The sequence below is a fragment of the Streptomyces sp. genome (assembly GCF_019510245.1).
Classification (GTDB): domain Bacteria; phylum Actinomycetota; class Actinomycetes; order Streptomycetales; family Streptomycetaceae; genus Streptomyces.
In genome coordinates this window covers 1-19373 of record NZ_JAEKKT010000171.1, presented here as the reverse complement: position 1 = coordinate 19373, position 19373 = coordinate 1, and the positions used below count along the sequence as shown (strand labels likewise).

The 19373-nt window shown below is 70.9% G+C and carries 17 protein-coding genes and 1 pseudogene; 5 read left to right on the top strand and 13 right to left on the bottom strand.

Translation table 11 applies throughout. The annotated features are described in order from the left end of the window. Window positions 1-107 precede the first annotated feature (107 nt). Together JF597_RS33470 and JF597_RS33465 are read right to left on the bottom strand one after the other, a co-directional pair. The gene (locus JF597_RS33470; protein ID WP_294003927.1) at window positions 108-1085 is read right to left on the bottom strand and encodes a CorA family divalent cation transporter; all 978 of its coding nucleotides are present in this window, start codon (window positions 1083-1085) and stop codon (window positions 108-110) included. 153 nt (window positions 1086-1238) lie between these two features. Continuing rightward, window positions 1239-2579: a PucR family transcriptional regulator gene (locus tag JF597_RS33465; protein ID WP_294003924.1), complete on the bottom strand. Its 1341-nt coding sequence runs from the start codon at window positions 2577-2579 to the stop codon at window positions 1239-1241. A gap of 111 nt (window positions 2580-2690) precedes the next feature. Here JF597_RS33465 and JF597_RS33460 point away from each other — a divergent pair, with 111 nt between their 5' ends. The 4 genes from JF597_RS33460 (at window position 2691) to JF597_RS33445 (ending at window position 7845) form a co-directional block, all read left to right on the top strand. Beyond that, on the top strand, window positions 2691-3140 hold the full coding sequence (locus tag JF597_RS33460; protein WP_294003921.1) for a nucleoside deaminase: 450 nt from the start codon (window positions 2691-2693) through the stop codon (window positions 3138-3140). Further along, window positions 3133-4104 (top strand): 2-oxoglutarate and iron-dependent oxygenase domain-containing protein, encoded by a 972-nt coding sequence (locus JF597_RS33455; protein ID WP_294003918.1) that lies wholly within the window; start codon window positions 3133-3135, stop codon window positions 4102-4104. The genes JF597_RS33460 and JF597_RS33455 overlap by 8 nt, the downstream gene beginning before the upstream one ends. Window positions 4105-4198: 94 nt before the next feature. Next, the gene (locus JF597_RS33450; protein WP_294003916.1) at window positions 4199-6298 is read left to right on the top strand and encodes a hypothetical protein; all 2100 of its coding nucleotides are present in this window, start codon (window positions 4199-4201) and stop codon (window positions 6296-6298) included. Continuing rightward, complete coding sequence (locus JF597_RS33445) at window positions 6298-7845, top strand: hypothetical protein (protein WP_294003914.1); 1548 nt, start codon at window positions 6298-6300, stop codon at window positions 7843-7845. The genes JF597_RS33450 and JF597_RS33445 overlap by 1 nt, the downstream gene beginning before the upstream one ends. A 99-nt stretch (window positions 7846-7944) precedes the next feature. On the opposite strand, the gene JF597_RS33440 is transcribed toward JF597_RS33445, so the two are convergent. The 9 genes from JF597_RS33440 to hemL form a co-directional block, all read right to left on the bottom strand. After that, entirely contained in the window at window positions 7945-8343 is a 399-nt protein-coding gene (locus JF597_RS33440) for an SRPBCC family protein (protein WP_294003911.1), read from the bottom strand. A gap of 25 nt (window positions 8344-8368) precedes the next feature. Then, a complete protein-coding gene (gene ccsB, locus JF597_RS33435; protein WP_294003909.1) occupies window positions 8369-9478 on the bottom strand; it encodes a c-type cytochrome biogenesis protein CcsB in 1110 nt (369 codons plus the stop codon). Continuing rightward, a complete protein-coding gene (locus JF597_RS33430) occupies window positions 9475-11187 on the bottom strand; it encodes a cytochrome c biogenesis protein ResB (RefSeq protein ID WP_294003906.1) in 1713 nt (570 codons plus the stop codon). Before JF597_RS33430 ends, ccsB begins: the two co-directional genes overlap by 4 nt. Before the next feature lie 3 nt (window positions 11188-11190). Next, window positions 11191-11961 (bottom strand): cytochrome c biogenesis protein CcdA, encoded by a 771-nt coding sequence (locus JF597_RS33425; protein ID WP_294003903.1) that lies wholly within the window; start codon window positions 11959-11961, stop codon window positions 11191-11193. A gap of 1 nt (window position 11962) precedes the next feature. Continuing rightward, window positions 11963-12595: a TlpA disulfide reductase family protein gene (locus JF597_RS33420; RefSeq protein ID WP_294003900.1), complete on the bottom strand. Its 633-nt coding sequence runs from the start codon at window positions 12593-12595 to the stop codon at window positions 11963-11965. A gap of 163 nt (window positions 12596-12758) precedes the next feature. Then, entirely contained in the window at window positions 12759-13193 is a 435-nt protein-coding gene (locus JF597_RS33415; protein ID WP_294003897.1) for a hypothetical protein, read from the bottom strand. A gap of 122 nt (window positions 13194-13315) precedes the next feature. Further along, on the bottom strand, window positions 13316-14548 hold the full coding sequence (locus tag JF597_RS33410) for a hypothetical protein (protein WP_294003894.1): 1233 nt from the start codon (window positions 14546-14548) through the stop codon (window positions 13316-13318). Between the two features lie 142 nt (window positions 14549-14690). Further along, window positions 14691-15383, bottom strand: coding sequence for a histidine phosphatase family protein (locus JF597_RS33405; RefSeq protein WP_294003891.1), 693 nt, complete (start codon window positions 15381-15383; stop codon window positions 14691-14693). Further along, the gene (gene hemL / locus JF597_RS33400) at window positions 15380-16708 is read right to left on the bottom strand and encodes a glutamate-1-semialdehyde 2,1-aminomutase (RefSeq protein WP_294003888.1); all 1329 of its coding nucleotides are present in this window, start codon (window positions 16706-16708) and stop codon (window positions 15380-15382) included. Before hemL ends, JF597_RS33405 begins: the two co-directional genes overlap by 4 nt. Window positions 16709-17010: 302 nt before the next feature. Here hemL and JF597_RS33395 point away from each other — a divergent pair, with 302 nt between their 5' ends. After that, window positions 17011-17694 (top strand): hypothetical protein, encoded by a 684-nt coding sequence (locus tag JF597_RS33395; protein WP_294003885.1) that lies wholly within the window; start codon window positions 17011-17013, stop codon window positions 17692-17694. A 66-nt stretch (window positions 17695-17760) separates the two neighbouring features. On the opposite strand, the pseudogene JF597_RS33390 reads toward JF597_RS33395, so the two are convergent. Both JF597_RS33390 and JF597_RS33385 read right to left on the bottom strand, forming a co-directional pair. After that, window positions 17761-18863: pseudogene (locus JF597_RS33390) on the bottom strand (site-specific integrase). Between the two features lies 1 nt (window position 18864). After that, window positions 18865-19182: a helix-turn-helix transcriptional regulator gene (locus tag JF597_RS33385; RefSeq protein ID WP_294003882.1), complete on the bottom strand. Its 318-nt coding sequence runs from the start codon at window positions 19180-19182 to the stop codon at window positions 18865-18867. Between the last annotated feature and the right edge of the window lie 191 nt (window positions 19183-19373).

The following is a 19373-nucleotide window of genomic DNA, read 5'->3' as shown; positions in this document are numbered from 1 at the left end:
GGGCGCTGGGGGTACCCCCAGCCTTCGGCTGGGGGTAGGAACTGCGCGCCCAGCCCCCATCCGCCCGCACCCGACGGACAACCCCCGTCGGCCCACCCACCACCGCGCTACTCGTCGTCCCGCAACCGCCGCCAGATCCGGCTCCGGTGCAGCAGGAACAGCGAGCCCACCACGGCGACCAGCTGGAGCCCCACCGCGAGCAGCCAGAACTCGTCCTTGGTCTCCAGCCGGTTCGTCAGGAACTCGAAGTTCATACCGAAGAACCCGGTCAGGAACGACAGCGGAAGGAAGATCACCGACACGATGGCCAGCCGGTTGATCACCCCGTTCTGCTCGCCCGCGACCAGCGAGCCGTAACTGGCGAAGGCCCGGCGCGTGGCGTCCTGGAGCGACTCGATGTCCGCGAGGACCAGGCGCGCCGCCCGCTGGAACTCCTGGGCGAGCCGCTGCCGTCCCACCGGGAAGTCCGGGCTCATCATCCTGCGGGTGATCACCTCGTCGACCCCCTGGAGGTAGGGCAGCAGGGCGTGGTGCAGGACGGCGGAATGGCGGCGCAGCTGGGAGAGCCGGTAGATCTGCTCGGGGCGCCGCTCCTCGAACATGTCGTCCTCCAGCTCCTCCACCTGGAGCAGCGCCCCCACCGCGGCCCTGCGGAACGTCGAGAGCGCCTCCTGGAGCAGCAGGAACAGCGCGGCCACCGCATCGCGCGGCCGCTCCCGCCGGACCAGTGCCCTGATGTCCCCCGCCAGGCCGGCCCGGCGGCCCCAGTGGACGACCACCAGGAAGCGCGCGGAGGCCAGGGCGTGCACCTGGTGGACGTGGCCGCCACGGATCACCGGCACCACGAACCCGGCGGTGTCGCCCAGGAACTCGGCGCGCGGGGAGGCGTCCTGCCGGCCGAACCACTCCAGGTCCCCGTCGTCCAGCCCGAGCTGCCGGACCACCGGCTCCTCGGCCGGGTCCTCCGCCTCGGGCAGTTCGACGCCGAGGAGCAGGAACGGATCCGTGGCGAGCCGCCGTCGCGCCTCCGGCACGGAGACCGTCGTCGTGCCCCCGTCCAGCACCGACACCACCGTCACGATCATTGATCGCCCTCACCGCTGATCCCGTCACCCAGGCTCCCAGCCTGTGCGCGCCCTGCGGTACGCGCACCCGCTGCCGCCCCGACCAGGTGCGGGCCGTCCGGGCGAGGCGGCGGCACCGCCCGGCACGGTGCCCGGAGCCGCGGCGCCCCGCGCCTAGGCGCTCCGCCGGAAGTGCCGCGCCATGCCGTCTGCCGACGGCTGCGCCGTCGTGGCTGGTCGCGCGCACGCGGCGGTAGCCGCAGATCGGGCAGGGCCCCACGCCCCTTCAGGGCGCGTCCCCCGCACCACCCGGTGCGCGCAGGCCGCCGTCAGGAGTTCGCCCAGCAGGTCCGGGTCGTCGATCTCCAGGCCGAGGAGGGACTCGATGCGTTCCAGGCGCTGGTAGAGGGACTGGCGGCCGATGTGCAGGAGGGCGGCCGTGCGGGTCGGGGAGCAGCCGTGCCGCAGGTGCACCTCGAGGGTGCGGACCAGGTCGCTGGGGTGGGCGGCCTCCCAGGCGAGCAGCGGGCCGAGGGTGTGCTGGACGAGGGCGGCGAGGCGGTCGCGGTTGGCGGCGACCCCGCCCCGGGTCAGCTCCCGCTCCAGGGCGAGGGCGCGGGCCGAGGTCACCGAGGGGCCGTCGGGCACGGCCGGTTCGGCGGGCGGCACGGTCAGCGCGAGTTCGAGGGTGGCGCGGGCCGCGCGCAGCGTCTCGCTCCAGTGCAGCCAGCCGCCGGGGCCGACCGCGTGGCCGACGGCGACCGTGGCCCCCGCCTCGGCGGCGCCCCGGAACGCCTCCTGCACCGCCCGCACGGGATCGCCGGGAACCGCGGCCGGCACCGCGAGCAGCGCCAGCACGTCCCCTGGGAAGGCGGCCCGCAGCACCCCGGCCCCGCCCAGTGCCCGGACCGCCCGGTCCACCGCGCCCACGCCCCGGCTGCCGTGCAGCGAGACGCCGAGCAGCCGGGCGCCGGGGCCGGGGTGGAAACCGGCGAGGGCGGCCCGCGCCTCCACCTCGGGCTGGTTGAGGGCCTGCCCGTCGGCCAGGTCGGCCAGCAGCGCCGCCGCGTGGTCGTCGCCCCAGGGCCGGACGACCGTACGGCGGCCGGACAGGCCCCGGGCCACGATCGCCCGGTTGGCGGCCTCGGCGATCCGCACGAACGGGACCACCCGGTGCAGGGCGAGCAGCGGCAGGCCGAGGCGGCGGGCCTCGTCGGTCACCTCGGGCGGCATGCCGGGCAGGGCGCGCCCCACCTCCACCGCGAGCCCGGCCGCACCGCGCGCCGCCAGCTCCCGCACGTACCGGCGGCGGACCTCGTCGCCGGCGTCGGTCAGCCCGAAGCCGTTGGTGAGGAGGAGCTCACCGCCGTCGAGGAAGTTGGCGCCCTCGTAGACCTCGCTGGAGTGCACCCAGCGCACGGGACGGTCGAGGGCGCCCTCGCCCGCGAGCAGTTCGGGGCGGGTCGCCCGCACCGGGTCGAGAGTGAGTACTTCGCGGAGGGTGAGTGCGGGCACGGCGACCTCCAGGGGACGGGCACGGCCGCTGACATTTCGTCCGGCCGGGGGTTGCCCGGAGGGTACTTTCCGCACGTTGCCCTCGTGTTTCGGCCACAGGAGAGTGAAGTCATGGATCAACTGCAAGCCCGCACCTGGCTGAGCACCGCCGTCGCCGAGGCCCGCGCCGGGCTCGCCGAAGGGGGCATCCCGATCGGTGCCGCGCTCTACGGCGCTGACGGCGCGCTGCTCGGCCGCGGCCACAACCGGCGCGTCCAGGACGACGACCCCTCCATGCACGCGGAGACCGCAGCCTTCCGCGCGGCGGGCCGCCAGCGGTCGTACCGGGGCACCACCATGGTGACGACCCTGTCGCCGTGCTGGTACTGCTCCGGCCTGGTCCGCCAGTTCGGCATCTCCCGGGTCGTGATCGGCGAGGCGGCCACCTTCCACGGCGGCCACGACTGGCTCGCCGAGCACGGCGTGGAGATCGTCCTGCTGGACGACGAGGAGTGCACCGCGCTGATGCGGGACTTCATCAACGACAACCCGGCCCTGTGGAATGAGGACATCGGTGAATGAGCTCCGGCCCCGTATCCCCACCATCGATCTGCGTCCCTGGCTGGCCGGCGACCCGGCAGCCCGCGAGGACATCGCCCGGACCGTCGACTCCGCCCTCCGGACCGCCGGCTTCCTGCTCGTCACCGGGCACGGCGTGGACGCGGAGCTGCGGACCGCCGTACGGGAGGCCGCGCGCCGTTTCTTCGCCCTCCCCACCGAGGTCAAGCAGGCGTACGAGGCGAAGGTCGGCGGGCGCGGCTGGCTCGGGCCCGGTGCGGAGGCCAACGGCTACTCGGAGGGCACCGAGACCCCGCCCGACCTGAAGGAGTCGCTGACCTTCGCGACCCACGAGCCCTTCGACGACCCGGTCGTCAACGCGGAGTGGTACGCGCCCAACGTGTGGCCGGCGGAGGTGCCGGAGCTGCGCACGCGCTGCGAGGAGTACCTGGACCGGATGGCCGGGCTGGAGAAGGAGCTGCTGTCCCTCCTCGGGTACGCGCTCGGGCTCGAACGGGACTTCTTCTCCCGGCACATGGACCACCCGACGTACGGCTTCAACATCAACTGGTATCCGGGGACGGACGTCGTCGGCGAGCCCGAGCCGGGGCAGTTCCGGATCGGGCCGCACACCGACTTCGGGACGGTGACCATCCTGGACCGGCAGGCCGGCAAGGGCGGGTTGCAGGTGTACACCGACGACGGCGGGTGGGAGGACGCGCCCTTCGATCCGGCCGCCTTCACCATCAACATCGGTGACCTGATGGCCCGTTGGACCGGTGACCGGTGGCGGTCGGGACGGCACCGGGTGCTGCCGCCACCCACCGACGCGCCCGCCGAGGAGCTGATGTCCCTCGTCTACTTCGGCGAGTGCACCCCGGGCACCACCGTCGAGTCCGTCCCGGCGCCGGTCGGCCGGGTCGCGTACCCGCCGGTCGACTCGCACGTCTATCTGCGGGAGAAGCTGGACTCCATCACCGTCGCCTGATCCCACAGTGTCAGGATTCGTGACCCAACAGTCATCACGCGATCTGGCCCGAAGCAACTCCCCCTTCCTACACTTGTGTTGAGGGGGGACTGCCTTGCACAGACGGTTGCACGGGCGCGGGGCGCTGTTCGACGTCGAGCCGGCCGGGCTCGTGCCGAGGATCGTCGGGTTACGGCCGTACCAACATCGTGCCCTTCCCCTCGAACACCCCGGTGAGCTGCCGTTCGTCGTGCTGACCGGGGCCCGGGGACTGGGCAAGAGCGCGGTGCTCGGCGAGTTGCGGGACGCGTACAAGGGGCACACCCCGGTCGCGCTCGTCGACTGTGCGGAGCCGCAGTTCGCGGGCCCGCCGCCGGAGCGGCCCGCCGCGTCCTGGTCGCCGGTCGCGCAGGCGCTGCTGGTCGTCGCCGAGCAGCTCGCCGAGCCGGTGACCGGCGCCGGGCGGATCACGTTCCCGCGGCTGATGTCCGGCCTGGTCGCGGTGGCCGCCGGCGGCTGGGGCGACGCGGACTCGGAGCGGATCCGGCGCGAGGTGGAGCGGATCCTGCTGCTGAACGAGAGCGGCTCGTGGATCAGCGGGTTCGCCGGGCGGTGGGCCGGGAAGGTGGCGGCGAAGGTGGTCGCCGCCGCGACCGGGACCGGGCCGCTGGTCTCCGGGGCCATCGAGGCCACCCTGGAGTCGGTCGCCGAGGGTTTCACCAGCCGCCGCCACCAGAAGGCGTCGGTCTGGTACCGGACGTACCCGAACGCGGGCGGGCACGCCCAGCGCGGGCTGATCCTGCTCTCCGGGCACTTCCGGGCCGGCGGCACCTCCCGCGAGCACGCCGAGCGGTATCTCGTACGGGCCCTGCTCGCCGACCTGACCGAGGCGTACGCGGGCGTGCTGCCGCGGATGCAGCGGCTCGGCAGGCCGCTGGTGCTCGTCGACAACCTCCAGACCGGGCCCGGGCCGGGTCTGCTGGAGTCGGTGCTCAGGGACCGCGCCGAGGGCATCGCCGACCAGGTGGCCTTCGTCGCCGGCCTGCGCGGCGACGGCCGGGAGCTGCTGCGCGGCGGGACCCGGCGGGAGCTGGCCGGGGTCGCCCGGCGCAGCGGGTGGGCGCCGGACCCGGCCGTACCCTCCTCGCGGGCGCTGCTGGTAGCGCTCCCGCCGCTGACCCCCGACGACACCCTGCACCTGGTCGGCGCCCCGGCCGCGCCCCAGCTCCCGCACGCCGTGCACCGGCTGACCGGCGGCAACCCGCTGGGCATCGCCCTGCTCGCCGAGTCCGCGGCGCAGCATCCGGAGCGGGCGGGATCGCTGGGCGACCTGCTCACCGCCGACGTGCGGCCCGTCGAGGACGGCCCCGCCGCCCCCGCCTACCTCCAGCTCCTCGACCGGCTGGTCCCCGCCGACCGGCTCGACGAACTGACCGTCCTCGCCGCCGCCCACGACCACGACTCGGCGTGCGCGCTGGCCGCCGCCCTGCTCCCGGACGACTTCGGCCCGGCCGACGTACGCGCGCTGCAGAACCGGCTCGCCCGGGAAGGGCTGCCCGCCCTGCCCGGCCAGTTCGTCGGGGACCCCTTCGTACGGACCCTGCTGCTGCTCCGGCTGCACCTGCGGGACGCCGACCACAGTGGCTGGCGCACCGCCCACGAGACGCTGATCGCCTACTACACCGAGGAACGGCCGGACGGGCAGGACCGCTTCCGGCTCCACCACCAACTGGCCCTGGGACAGACTGGACCGGCCGTCGCCCACCTGCGGGACAGCTTTCCGGTCCTGGACACCCGCGGCTGGCTGCACACCCTGCGGTTCATCGCCGCCGCGCCCTACTTCCACGCCCATGACACCGAGGGCCGCGACTTCACCGGCCACGGCGACCGGCGGGCGGCGGTGGCGCTCGGCCGCACCGACGCCCAGCAGCGCGTGCCGGACGGCGTGGACGGCGTACTGCACCTGCGGATACGGCGGTTGCTGCACGCGGTGTGGCTGCTGACCGACCCTCTGGTGCTGCCCGACCCGAAGGTCGGCGACCGGCTGCGCTTCGAACTGGAGCAACTGTCCAACCTGCGGCCGGCCGGCAACGCACTGCTGTGGCGGGCCTCCCGGGAGTGGCCGGCGGCCGCGCTGGCGGGACGGCCGCCGGCGGAGGACGGGGACGACGACGAGGGTGACGCGGGCGACGACGAGCGGAGCGGGGTGGCGTGATGGCGGGGCGGGGCGTGGGCACGTGGTTGCGTGAGGGCGTCTGGGAGATTCCGCTCCGCCGCTATCTGGCCCTGCTGGTCACGGCCGCGGTGATCGCCGGGCTGGTCGTCGGGGTGCGGGCGGTCGTCCACGACGACCGGTCCTGCGCGCCGGGGGTGGCCCGCCCCGAGAACAGCGACGAGTGCGTGGGCGTGGCGACGGCCGCGTACGACTTCGGGCATCCGCAGCTGCACGACACCGTGCAGGCGATCGCCCGGGAGAACGCCCGCCTGAAGCCCGGGAGGTATGTGACGGTCGCGGTGATGCTGCCGTACACCGCGACGGCGGCGGCCAGCCTCGCCGACATCCAGCACGAGCTCCAGGGGGCCTACCTCGCCCAGTACCAGGCGAACCACGACTCCAACGGCCAGTCCCCGGCGATCCGGCTGGTGCTGGCCAACCCCGGGGCGACCAGCCGGTACTGGCAGCGGATGGTCACGCGGCTGGCGGGCATGACCGGCGGCACGGACCGGCTGCGGGCGGTCGCCGGGGTCGGCCAGAGCACCGACGACAACAAGAAGGCCGTCAAGGAGCTGACCCGGCTGGGCATCCCGGTGGTCGGCTCGTCGATCACCGCCGACGACCTCGCCAACGGGCAGGGCGGCAAGGACCCCTACCCCGGCCTTGCCCGGGTCTCCCCCACCAACACCGACGAGGCCCGCGCCCTCGCCTCCTTCGCGAAGGTGAGCGCGGGCCGGGCGCTGCTCGTCTACGACAAGCCCGGCGACCCGTACACGCGGACGCTCCAGACGTCGTTCGCGGCGCTGATCAAGGGCTCACCGTACGAGCCGCAGCCGTTCACCCCGCCCGCCGACCGCAGCAAGGAGGGGACGACCGCGAACACCTTCCGGCAGATCACCAACCTGGTCTGCGACACCTCGCGGTCGACCGACACGATCCTCTTCGCCGGCCGCCACACCCAGCTGCGGCAGTTCATCAACGCGCTGGGCGGACGGGGCTGCCAGGACCGGAAGTTCACGGTGCTGACCGGAGACGAGGGGTCGTACCTGACCGGCGAGCCGAAGCTGGACCGCGGCGCGCTGCGGCACAACCTCTCCGTCCGCTACACCGCCCTCGCCCATCCGGACGCGTGGGCGAAGGGCAGCCCGAGGACGGGCGGTTCGGCGGCGGACACGGCGGCGCTGACCGCACTGCTGAAGAGCGCGGAGAAGGCACCGGTGGGGCCGATCGGGCCGGTCGCCCTGGAGGACGGCCAGCTGATCATCGCCTACGACGCGGTACGGCTCGCGGTGCACGGGATTCGCGAGGCGGTGCCGGCGGGGAGGTCCGTGCCGGCGCTGGCCGACGTGGGGTTGCAGTGGCCGCAGGTGAAGGGGTCGCTGCGGGTGGACGGGGCGAGTGGGTGGATCTGCCTGGACGCGCACGGGAATCCGTACGACAAGGCGGTGCCGATCGTGGAGTTGCGGCCGGAGGGTGGGTCCAGGTTCGTGACCATTGCGTGGCCGGAGGGGAAGCCGCCCAGTGGGGAGTGTCTGCCGCCGTCGTAGGCGGGTGCGGCTGGGTGGGGGCTGGGCGCGCCGTTCCTCCCCCAGCCTTCGGCTGGGGGTACCCCCAGCGCCCCTTTCGGGGCGCTCAGCCGAGGCGCCTCAAGAACTCAGGGAGCCGATCAGACGCTCGAATCTTGCGCGCCATGCCGGTTCTGTCTCGCCCTCGCCCTTGAACTCGTGCGTGAAGCGCAGGGCGCTGCCCGTGGTCCCGTCGCGTTCCAGGTGGAAGCGGAGGCGGCCGCCGCCCTCCACCGTGTACTCCGCGACGCGGTCGACGTCCCAGGCGGTCACCGTGCCCGTGCCCAGGTCACCGAGGGTGACCGTGCCGCCCAGTCTCGGTTGCAGGACGTCGACCGGGGTGAACCAGCCGGCCAGGCCCTGGGGGGTGGAGAGGCTCGGCCAGACCTGGTCCGTCGGCTTCGGCAGTCGTACCAGGAAGTGGAGGATGTGCGTCCTGCCGTGGGTCTGACTGGTGCCCTGTTCTATGGAACCGGTCATGGCACCAGTGTCGCCCCTTGCCGGTTCAGACGCCCGCGTAGGAGTGCTTGCCGGTGACGAAGATGTTGACGCCGTAGTAGTTGAAGAGCCAGCAGCCGAAGGCGATCATCGCCAGGTAGGCGGCCTTGCGGCCCTTCCAGCCGGCGGTGGCGCGGGCGTGCAGGTAGCAGGCGTAGGCGACCCAGGTGATGAAGGACCAGGTCTCCTTGGGGTCCCAGTTCCAGTAGCGGCCCCAGGCGCTGCCCGCCCAGATCGCGCCCGCGATGATCGTGAAGGTCCACAGGGGGAAGACGGCCGCGTTGACGCGGTAGGCGAACTTGTCGAGGGAGGCCGAGGCGGGCAGGCGCTCCAGGACCGAGGTGGCGAAGCTGCCGGGCTTGCCGCCGTTCTCCAGCTTGCTCTCGTAGGCGTCCTTGAAGAGGTAGAGGATGGTCGCCACCGCGCCGACGTAGAAGACCGCGCCGCAGAAGATCGCCGTCGAGACGTGGATGTACAGCCAGTACGAGTGCAGGGCCGGGACCAGCGGCTCGCTCGCCGTGTAGAGGACGGTGACCGCGAGGCCGAGGTCGAGCAGGACCGTGGTGATCAGGAAGAGGCCGAGCCAGCGGACGTTCTTCTTCAGGGCCAGCAGGGTCAGGTAGACGGCGACCGCGACGGTGGAGAACGTGATGTTGAACTCGTACATGTTGCCCCACGGCGCCCGCTGCACGGAGGCCGCGCGGGTGACCACGCCCGCCAGCTCCACGAGGAAGGCGAGGACCGTGAGGGAGATCGCGATCCGCCCGTAGAGGTCGCCCTGCTCGTCGCCGCCGTGCGCGCCGGGCCCGTCCGGCACGTCCCGCGAACCCGCCGCGGAGCGGACCACGACCTGGGGGCGCTCCAGTACGGCGGTGCCGCCGGCCTTCTTGACCGTCACGGCGGGCGCCTTCCTCGCCGCGGCGTTCGTGGTGAGCGCGTTGGCGGTGCGCGCCACCCGGCTGCGGCTGCCGAGCAGCCACTCGAAGATGTAGGCGAAGAACGCCAGCGTGTAGACGGCCATCGAGGAGTAGATGAGCGTGTTGCTCATGCTCGCCAGATGCTCGTTGGTCGCGGCGAGGGTGGTTGCGTCGAGCGCGGTTGCGGCGGCGGAAGTCATCGCTTCTCAGCCCCTTCGGCAGGTACGACTTCGGGGTCGGGGGATTCTGCGGGGTCGTCGTCAGTGGTGTCGGCGGGGCCGGGGGCGCCCGGCGCCTGGTCGTAGAGGATTCCGGCGAGGTCGCCCAGTTCCTCGGGCACCTTCGCGGACTCGCTGCGGCCCAGCCCGGCCATCTCGACCACCGTGACGCCGTCGGGGCCCTGCACCGCGCGCACCCACACACGGCGGCGCTGGATGAACAGCGAGGCGGCCAGGCCGAAGATCGCGGCGAGCGCGCCGCCCAGCGCCCAGCCGCTGCCGGGCTCCTGGACGATCTCGAAGCCGGCCCATTCCTTGACGCCCTTCTCGAACGTCACGGTCCCGGCGCCGTTCGGCAGCTGCATGGTCTGCCCGGGCTTGAGGTTGTCCCGGAACTGCGCTCCCTTGGAGTCCTTGAACTCCTTCATGTGGGTCTTGTCCAGCTGGTACACGCTCTGCGGGATGCCCGAGTCGACGCCCAGGTCACCGTGGTACGGCGTCAGGTTCAGTACCGGGTTCTCCAGCGCCGGGAAGCTGGAGAGCACCGAGGACCCGCCGCCGTACGTCGGCAGGAAGAACAGCGAGATGCCGAGCTGCTCGCTGACGCCCTTGGCGCTCTTGTAGCCGTCCATCACCTTCACCACGCCCTGGGAGGTGACGTTGCTGTCGAGCGGGAGCAGCGGGACGGCGTCCTGGTAGACGATCTTGCCAGTGGAGTCGCGCACCGTGATGACGGGCGCGTAGCCGTGGCTGACCAGGTAGACCTTGGCGTCGTCGATCTTCAGCGGCTCGTTCACCTTGATGGTGGTCCGCTTCGGCTTGCCGTAGGCCCCCTCGCTGTAGTCGATGTCCGCGGCGAAGGTGACCGGGGTGCCCCTGCTGGGGCCGCTGGTCTGGTAGGTGGCGTGGAAGTTCTTCAGGTCGAAGCTGAACGGCACCAGGTCGTCGGTGCTGAACATGGAGCCGGACTTGAAGTCGTCGTACTGGAGGATCGAGTTGGCGAACCCGTCGCCCTCGACGACCAGTTTGGTGCCGTCCGACTTGTACATCTGGCCGCTGGCGAAGGCGATCAGCAGCACGATCAGCGCGACGTGGAAGACCAGGTTGCCGAACTCGCGGACGTAGCCCTTCTCCGCGGCGACGGCGTCCCCGGCGGGGTGTGCGCGGAAGCGCCGCTTCTTCAGCAGCTTCAGCGCCGCCGCACGGACCTCCTCGGGCTCGGCCGTGGTCCGCCAGGTCGTGTACGCGGGGAGCCGGTCCAGCCGCTTCGGGGCGCCCGGCGGGCGACCGCGCAGCTGGCCCACGAACTGCCAGGCGCGCGGGATGATGCAGCCGACGAGCGAGACGAACAGCAGGATGTAGATCGCCGAGAACCACACCGAGCTGTAGACGTGGAACAGGCCGAGCTTGTCGTAGATCGGCGACAGCGTCTGGTGGGACTTCTGGAAGTCGGCGACCTTGTTGATGTCGGCGCCGGACTGCGGGATCAGCGAGCCGGGGATCGCGCCCAGCGACAGCAGCAGGAGCAGGAGCAGCGCGACCCGCATGGAGGTGAGCTGCCGCCAGAACCAGCGGGCCCAGCCGATCACGCCGAGCCCGGGGGCGATCGGCGGTTCGGCGGGGGCGGTGGAGAGCTGCGAGCCCGCCGCGCCGAGGTCCTGCTCGGTGTTCTCGGTTTCGGTCTTGCTCATTGATCAGATCCCCACAGTGAAGCCGGCGGACCAGGACTGCATGTCCTGCACGAGACGGTCCCAGGCGCCCGTCAGCAGCAGCAGACCGGTCACGATCATCATCGTGCCGCCGATCCGCATCACCCAGACGTAGTGGCGCTTGACCCAGCCGAACGCGCCGAGCGCCTTGCGGAAGGCGACCGCCGCGAGCACGAAGGGCACGCCGAGACCCAGGCAGTAGGCGACGGTCAGTATGGCACCGCGGCCGGCGCTGGCCTGGTTGTAGGAGAGCGCGATCACGGAGGTCAGGGTCGGTCCGATGCACGGGGTCCAGCCGATGCCGAACAACGCGCCGAGAATCGGGGCGCCGACCAGCCCGGTCACGGGCCGCTTGTGGAAGCGGAACTCTCGCTGGGTCATCCAGGGCATCAGGCCCATGTAGAAGACGCCCATGAGGACCATGAGCACGCCGAGCACCTTGGAGAGGGTGTCCTTGTGGTCCTGCAGGTTGTCCCCGAAGTAGCCGAACAGGGCTCCGCTGGAGACGAACACGGCGGTGAAGCCGAGCACGAACAAGGAGGCTCCAGCGACCATCCGGCCCCGTCGGGCCTCCGCCAGGTCGGTGCCGGTGACCCCGGTGACGTACGACAGGTAGCCGGGAACGAGCGGCAGGACGCACGGGGAGAAGAAGGAGACGAGTCCACCGAGCAGAGCGATGGGAAGCGCGACCAGCAGGGCGCCGTTGAGTACCGTGCCGTTGTAGGTGGTCGCGGCGAGGGTGGTGACTGAGGTCACGTCACTTCTCCGCGAGGACCGGGGCGATCATGCTGCGCAGTACGTCGTCGCTGAGCGCCGCCAGCGAGCGGGCGGCGATCCTGCCCTCGCGGTCCAGGACGAGCGTGGAGGGCACCGCCTGCGGGTTGAGGGTGCCCTTCTTGAAGCGGAGCATCAGCTTGCCGGTCGGGTCGTACAGATTGGGGTAGGTGATCCCGTACTGCTTCTCGAACGCCACGGCGTTCTGGATGCTGGTGTCACGGGTGTTGATGCCGACGAACTGGACGCCCTTGTCCTTGAGTTCCTCGGAGACCTTCGCGAAGCCTGCCGCCTCGGCACGGCACGGAGGGCACCAGGAGCCCCAGACGTTCAGGACGACGACCTTGCCCTTGTAGGAGGCGACGTCCGCCTGTCCGCCGTCGACGGTCTCGCCGGACAGGTCCGGCGCCGCGGCCCGCTCGCCCCGCTTCGCGGTGGAGACGCCGTCCTTGCCCATGACGAAGTTGGTGTTGCCGCCCCCGCCGGATGTCCCTCCGGAGGAGCAGGCGGCCATCAGTAGCGCCGCGGTCGCGGCACCGGCGCTGGTCAGGACAGCACGGCGGCGGGCGCTGCGGGCTCGGTTCGAGCGCATGGGGACACTGCTGGCGGCACTCATGTGAAAAGTTTCGCATGTCCGTTCCGGGGATCTTGCGCACCCCCCTCAAAGCCGGGACACGGGCCCGCACCAGCGAAAGCGGGGCGCCCGGATCCATCGATCCGGACGCCCCGCTCTCTGGCGATCGGCGCTCAGTTCTCGCGCCCGGGCGAAATTCCCCGCCTCACGAGGTGACGTTGTAGACGTCGGAGCAGACCTGCCCGGCGCTGCCGCCGACGCAGACCCAGAACGTGTACTTCTTGTCCTCGGGCAGGTTTCCCGTCTTCGTGGCCGTGTACGGCGAGCTGTGACCGTAGGTGCTGGCCTCACGGACCGGGCTGGTACCCAGGTAGGCGGCGATACCGAAGCCGTCCGCCGCGGTGTCGACCGCCTGAAGCTGGTCCCCGTTGGCCGTCCAGTACCCCGCGCCGGCCCACTTGCCGTTGACCTCGACACCGATGCTGCGGGAGCCGTCGCTATCCATGTCGCTAACCCAGAACTTGACGTTCGTCGGGACAGCGGCGGACGCGCTGCCCGCGCCGACCAGCACTCCCCCGCCCGCCAGGACGGCGGCGGTCGCGAAGACAGTGGCGGCACGCATGCGCAGAGAAGTGCGCATTTCCCCCCCCATTTGAGTATGTTAATCAGTGGTCATCGATGATCTTAACCAGGCATTCACCCCAGCGCGACCGAGAATTTACCTGCCCAAATCGGATGGAAACCGGGCCTCAAGCCCTTGTTCTACAGGGCCTTCCAGCCGCCCGCCGGCCGCTGCCCCACGTCCAGGGTGCGCAGCTTCGCGAGCACCTCCGGCTTCTGTACGTCCATCCAGTCCGCGAACTGCCGGAAGGAGACCAGCCGGACGTCGGCGCCCTTCTCCTTCTCCCGGGCGATGTGCTTAAAGGCCTGCTCGACGGCGTCCATGTAGATGCCGCCGTTCCACTGCTCGAAGTGGTTGCCTATGAAGAACGGTGCGCGGTTTGTGGTGTATGCCCGCTGGAATCCCGCTATGTACGCCTGCGCCGACTGGGTCCGCCAGCCCGGGTAGTTGTAGGCGGGGGCCTTGGTCGAGTTCACCGACTGGTTGGCGAGCATGTTGTAGTCCATGGAGAGGACCTCGAAGGAGCGGCCCGGGAACGGTATCTGCTGCAACGGCAGGTCCCAGATGCCCAGCTTCTTCTCCGGCCAGACCTGGCGGCCGCCGGGCGAGGAGGCGTCGTAGCGCCAGCCGAGCTCGCGGGCGGTGGGCAGCAGGTTGTTCTGGCCGAGGAGGCAGGGGGTACGGCCGCCGACCAGCTCCTTGTCGTAGTCGAAGGGGAGTGAGGGCAGCTCGGTCCAGCCGGAGTTGGTCCGCCACTCCTTCACGAACGCCTTGGCCTGGTCGATCTCACTGCGCCACTGCTTGGGCGTCCAGTTGCCGACGGTGCCGTAGCCGCCGCAGAAGTGGCCGTTGAAGTGGGTGCCTATCTCGTGCCCTTCGAGCCAGGCCCGGCGGACGTTGGTGAGCGTCGCCTTGATGTGCTCGTCGGTGAGGTAGCCGATGTCGGAGGCGCCGCGGGGGTTGTTCGGGGGGTTGTAGAGCCGCTTCTTGGACTCGGGGAGGAGGTACAGCCCCGAGAGGAAGAAGGTCATCGACGCGCCGTGCTCCTTGGCCAGGTCCAGGAAGCGCGGGAAGAGGCCGGTGCCGACCTCGCCGGCGCCGTCCCAGGAGAAGATCACGAACTGCGGCGGGGTCTGGCCCGGCTCCAGCGGCACGGGGGCGGCGGGCTGGTGGGGCTGCTTGCCGGTGCGGGAGGTGGAGCCGTCACCGAGGGGGCGGGCGCTCGCCGTCGGCTTCTTCGCCGGCTGCCGGGCGGAACCGCCGGCGTGGTTCGCACCGTCCGACGGTGTGTGCGTGCCGCAGCCGGTGAGGCCGAGTCCCGCCGCGGCGCCCGCGCCGGCGCCGAGTAGTCCCCTTCGGGTGAAGGTCCGCATGGTTCCCCGATTCGTCACGTCCTCTGGTGGTCACCCACTCAGAGGGCGGGACGAACGGGCAGGTTCCGCAAGGAACCACATATTTTCAGACTAATTTCATGAAGCGGGGTTTAAGCGGTGCCGCGCAGGCGCTGCCGGCGGCTCACGCCCCGAAGGCCTTCTCCTGCCCCTTCACCGGCTTGGCGCCCGCCCGGAGGTGGGCCGGGACGAGGTCGATGGCGGGCTCGGAGTAGCCGACGGAAACTATTCTGTCGCCCTCGTATGTGAAAGTCGTCAGGGAGGCGAGGGTGCACTGCCGCTTGCGCGGGTCGTGCCAGAGCCGGCGGTTCTCGACGTACGACCGCAGGATCCAGATCGGCAGCTGATGACTGACCAGCACGGCCTCATGCCCGCGCGCGCGGTCCCTGGCCGTGTCCAGCGCGCTCTTCATCCGCACGACCTGGTCGACGTACGGCTCGCCCCAGGACGGCCGGAACGGGTTGACGAGGTACTTCCAGTTGGCGGGCTTCTTCAGCGCTCCGTCGCCGACGCCGAAGGTCTTGCCCTGGAAGATGTTCTCGGCCTCGATGAGCCGCTCGTCGGTGGCGAGGTCGAGCCCGTGCGCCTTGGCGATCGGGGTGGCGGTCTCCTGCGCGCGCTCCAGCGGGGAGGCGACGACGTGGGTCACGTCCCGCGAGGCGAGGTGCTCGGCGACCCGGTCGGCCATCTGCCGGCCCAGCTCGGACAGGTGGTAGCCGGGAAGCCTCCCGTACAGCACCCCCTGCGGGTTGGCCACTTCCCCGTGCCGCATCACGTGCACGACGGTGACGTCCCGCTGTTCGCTCTGCTCGCTCATGCTGCCGTGGCCTCCGCGGCCGCTCGGGCCGCCGCCGGAAGGGCGTCGGCGATCTTCTGGATGGCCCGCTCGTCGTGGGCCGTGGAGACGAACCAGGACTCGAAGGACGACGGCGGCAGGTAGACGCCGTCGGAGAGGAGGGAGTGGAAGAAGGCGGTGAACCGGAAGGACTCCTGGCCTCGCGCGTCCTCGTAGTTGCGCACCGGACGGTTGGTGAAGAAGACGGAGAACATGTTGGAGGCGGTCTGCACCTGGTGCGCGACGCCCTCCTTGTTCAGCGCCTCACTGACCAGCCCCCGGATCTGCTCCGACACGGCGTTTACCTTGTCGTAGGCCGCGTCGTCGAGCAGCCGCAGCTGGGCGAGCCCGGCGGCGGTGGCGACGGGGTTCCCCGAGAGGGTGCCGGCCTGGTACACGGGCCCGGCCGGGGCGAGGTGCGCCATGACGTCCGCCCGCCCGCCGAAGGCCGCGGCGGGGAAGCCGCCCCCCATCACCTTCCCGAAGGTCATCAGGTCGGGCGCCACCCCGTCGATGCCGAACCATCCGGCCCGGCTGGTCCGGAACCCGGTCATGACCTCGTCGGAGATGTACAGGGCGCCGTTCCTGGCGCAGGTGTCCTTGAGCCCCTGGTTGAACCCGGGCAGCGGCGGTACGACGCCCATGTTGCCCGGCGACGCCTCGGTGATCACGCAGGCGATCTCCCCGGGGTGCCGGTGGAAGGCCTCCTGCACCGCCTCCAGGTCGTTGTACGGCAGCACGATCGTGTCCCCGGCCTGGGCGCCGGTGACACCGGGGGTGTCGGGCAGCGCGAAGGTGGCGACGCCGGACCCGGCGGCGGCCAGGAGGCTGTCAACGTGCCCGTGATAACACCCGGCGAACTTGATCACCTTGGTGCGCCGGGTGAACCCGCGGGCGAGCCGGATGGCGGACATGGTCGCCTCCGTCCCGCTGCTGACCAGCCGGACCTGCTCCAGGGGCGCGATCCGGGCGACCATCTCCTCCGCGAGGGCGACCTCGCCCTCACCGGGGGTACCGAAGGAGGTACCGCGGGAGACGGCCTCCTGGACGGCGGCGATGACCTCGGGGTGCGAGTGCCCGAGAATCATCGGCCCCCACGAGCACACGAGGTCGACGTACTCACGCCCGTCGGCGTCCGTCAGGTAGGCCCCCTTGCCGGAGACCATGAAACGGGGGGTGCCGCCGACGGCGCGGAAGGCGCGCACCGGGGAGTTCACGCCGCCGGGCGTGACGGCGGAGGCGCGGTCGAAGAGCGCCTGTGAGGCGGGCGCTTCGTAGGGATAGGGCGTTTCGCTCTGGGCACTCATGACGTGCGACTTCTCCGACTTCTCGGACTCCGGATGCTTGGTGACCTCCTCAGGGTAGGCGGAAGGCGCCGGTCTCCTCGCAGCGGAGGACCGCGGTCCCCGCACAGCGCCCGGGGCATCTGCGAGACTGTGACCCGATACACCCAGCTCATCCGGTACGCAGGCGGCCGGAGGCTGTAAAGATCCTGCGGACTGATGTTTCGACGCACGTTTCGGCGGGCGGCCGTGGGGGAGGTCACTGACACGATGATCGGGTTGCGCGGCGGGGGCCTCGCGTCCTAGAAAAGCAATCGGGTGGAGATATGCATCGCGGTGGCGGAGTGGGCGAGGGGACCGATGACCTGGGTCCTCGACGTGCCCAACGGGGAAGGCACCGGCGCGACGCGGAGGAATCGACCGAAGCAGCACGTCAGGAACAGGGCGTACCGAGTGAGTCGGAGCGGCGCGACCGACGTATCGATCAGCGGGACCGCGATCAGAGGGATCGGGGCCAGCGGAGCGAGCGGCGGATCGACCGTCTGCAGACCGGTAGCAGGAATGGTGGTCGGGTGGGGGTGACGTACAAATACTTCGGCGCACCGGACGGCGCGACCGCGGCCAGGGTCCCGATCTCGATGCGCCCCGAGGAACTCGGCGGCGACGAGCTCGGCATGAACGGCATGTTCACGAAGATCAAGCCGGAGACGATGGCCGCGATGGTGCTGACGGGCATCGAAGGCGTGCCCCTGCACAAGGTGCCGCCGCTCGAGCTGGTCGTCCTGCACCCCGACTACGCGGTGGTGAAACTCCCCATGACGGTGGTCGACCCGCTGCGCGGCATAGGGGAGGAAGCTGTCGGTGCGGCGGCCTTCATCTGGTCGACGGTCCCGGACCGGGGCGGCCCGCGGGACGCGTTCAACGTGTACCAGCTGCTGCACGAGTGGCAGGACTTCAGCCATCGGTTGCATGAGGCGGGGCATCAGCCTTATTGCCTTGTGTGGCCCTGACCTGGGGTTTCGTGGGTTTCGGGCGGGGTTTCTGACCCCGCCCTCGTCATGTGCGGAGAGAGGCCGTCAGGCGGCCAGGGCACATTGAGGGCACATTGGTTTCGCTGGGGGCACTGATGTGCCCTGGGTGCCGGGCCGGTCGTCCTCGGCTTCTGCCTCGGCTTCTGCCTCGGCTTCTGTGAAGACGTCGTCGATCGCCTTGCGGGTGCGGGTCTCGCTGGACGGCAGCAGATGCGTGTACGTCCGCAGCGTGAAGCCCGGGTCCGAGTGGCCGAGGTACTCGGAGAGCGCCTTGATGCTCTCCCCCGCGTCCATCAGCACGGAGGCGTACGCGTGCCTGAGGGCGTGCATGCCGTCTTCCGGAGCCGCCTGGAGGTAGCGCGCCCCGCGCTCTCGGGGAGGGATCACGCCGGCGGCGGCCAGGGCTCGCTTCCAGTCGCCCATGTTGAAGACGCTGCGGTTGTAGGCCCGCCCCTTCTTGTCGACGAAGAGGAGGCGGAAGGTTTTCGGCTCGCCGTCCGGCTTGCCCCACGGCAGGGCGACGTCGACCGGCGGGAACTCCTTCATGTGCGCCTTGAGGGCTGCGGCGAGCTGAGCCGACAGGGGCACTGACCGGATCCTGTTGCCCTTGGGCAGGGCGAAGACGGGCTTCGTACCGACCAGCCGCACCTGGCGGTTGACGTGGATCCAGCCGCCCTTGAAGTCGATGTCCTCGACGGCGAAGCCGAACAACTCGCCCTGCCGCAGACCGCAGCCGAAGGCGAGCTTGCCGCCGGCCTGGAAGCGCTTCGGCAGTTCGGTGATGACCGCGCGGACGCGCTCCAGCGACCATGGGCCGTCGCCTCGTAGCGGAGCGCGGTCGTCGGGCCGACGGAGTTCGCGTCGAGCCACTTCTGCGCGTAGGCGCCGAGTGTTTGCTTCGTCTCGGCCGGGACGACGTAGGAACCGCGCCGGATCTCGACGTCGACCTCGGCGGCGCGGTTGTCCGCCTCGGCCTTCGTGTGGAAGTTCTCCTTGCGCTGGTGGCCGTCCAGGTCTCGGTAGCGAACCTGCCAACGCTTGCCGATGCCGTGGTCGGCGGTGGGGACCATCCGCTTCGTACGGCTCTTGTGCTCGCCGCACTCGGCCTCGGTGGGCTTGGGGTGGGACTTGTGCCAGCGGTCGTACACGTCAGCCAAGAAGGGCCTCCTGGGTGGGGATGAGGGAGTGGGCGGTGGCCGGGGACACCGGGGAGTGCGTCGGCCACGGGAGCAGCAAGGCTGCGGGAGGGGCGCCGAGCGCGGTGGCGATCGTGACGAGGTCGTCTACGTCGCAGCGGCGGCGGGCGCGTTCGGTGCGGCTGAGGGCGGTGTTGGCCATCGGACGGCCCAGCACGGTGCAGCGGGCGGCGAGCTGGTGCTGGGTCAGGCCGCGCACGAGACGTAGGTGCTCGATGGCGCGGGCGGTGTGGAGGCCGGCGGGGCCTATTTCGACAGGTCGGTTGGGCATGACAGATAGCTGTAACTTGCAGCCGGTCCCCATGGCAAGAGTTAGCTCTTAAACTCTCCAATAGTCGTTCGGGGGCGAAGTGGCGTTCGCCTCGTCGAATTCCGGTACATCGCGAAGCGTTTCGACCGAGGCGCCGTGTTACCTTCCCTCGCCGTTTTCAAGTTGGGCGATTTGAACACACATCAGCCATG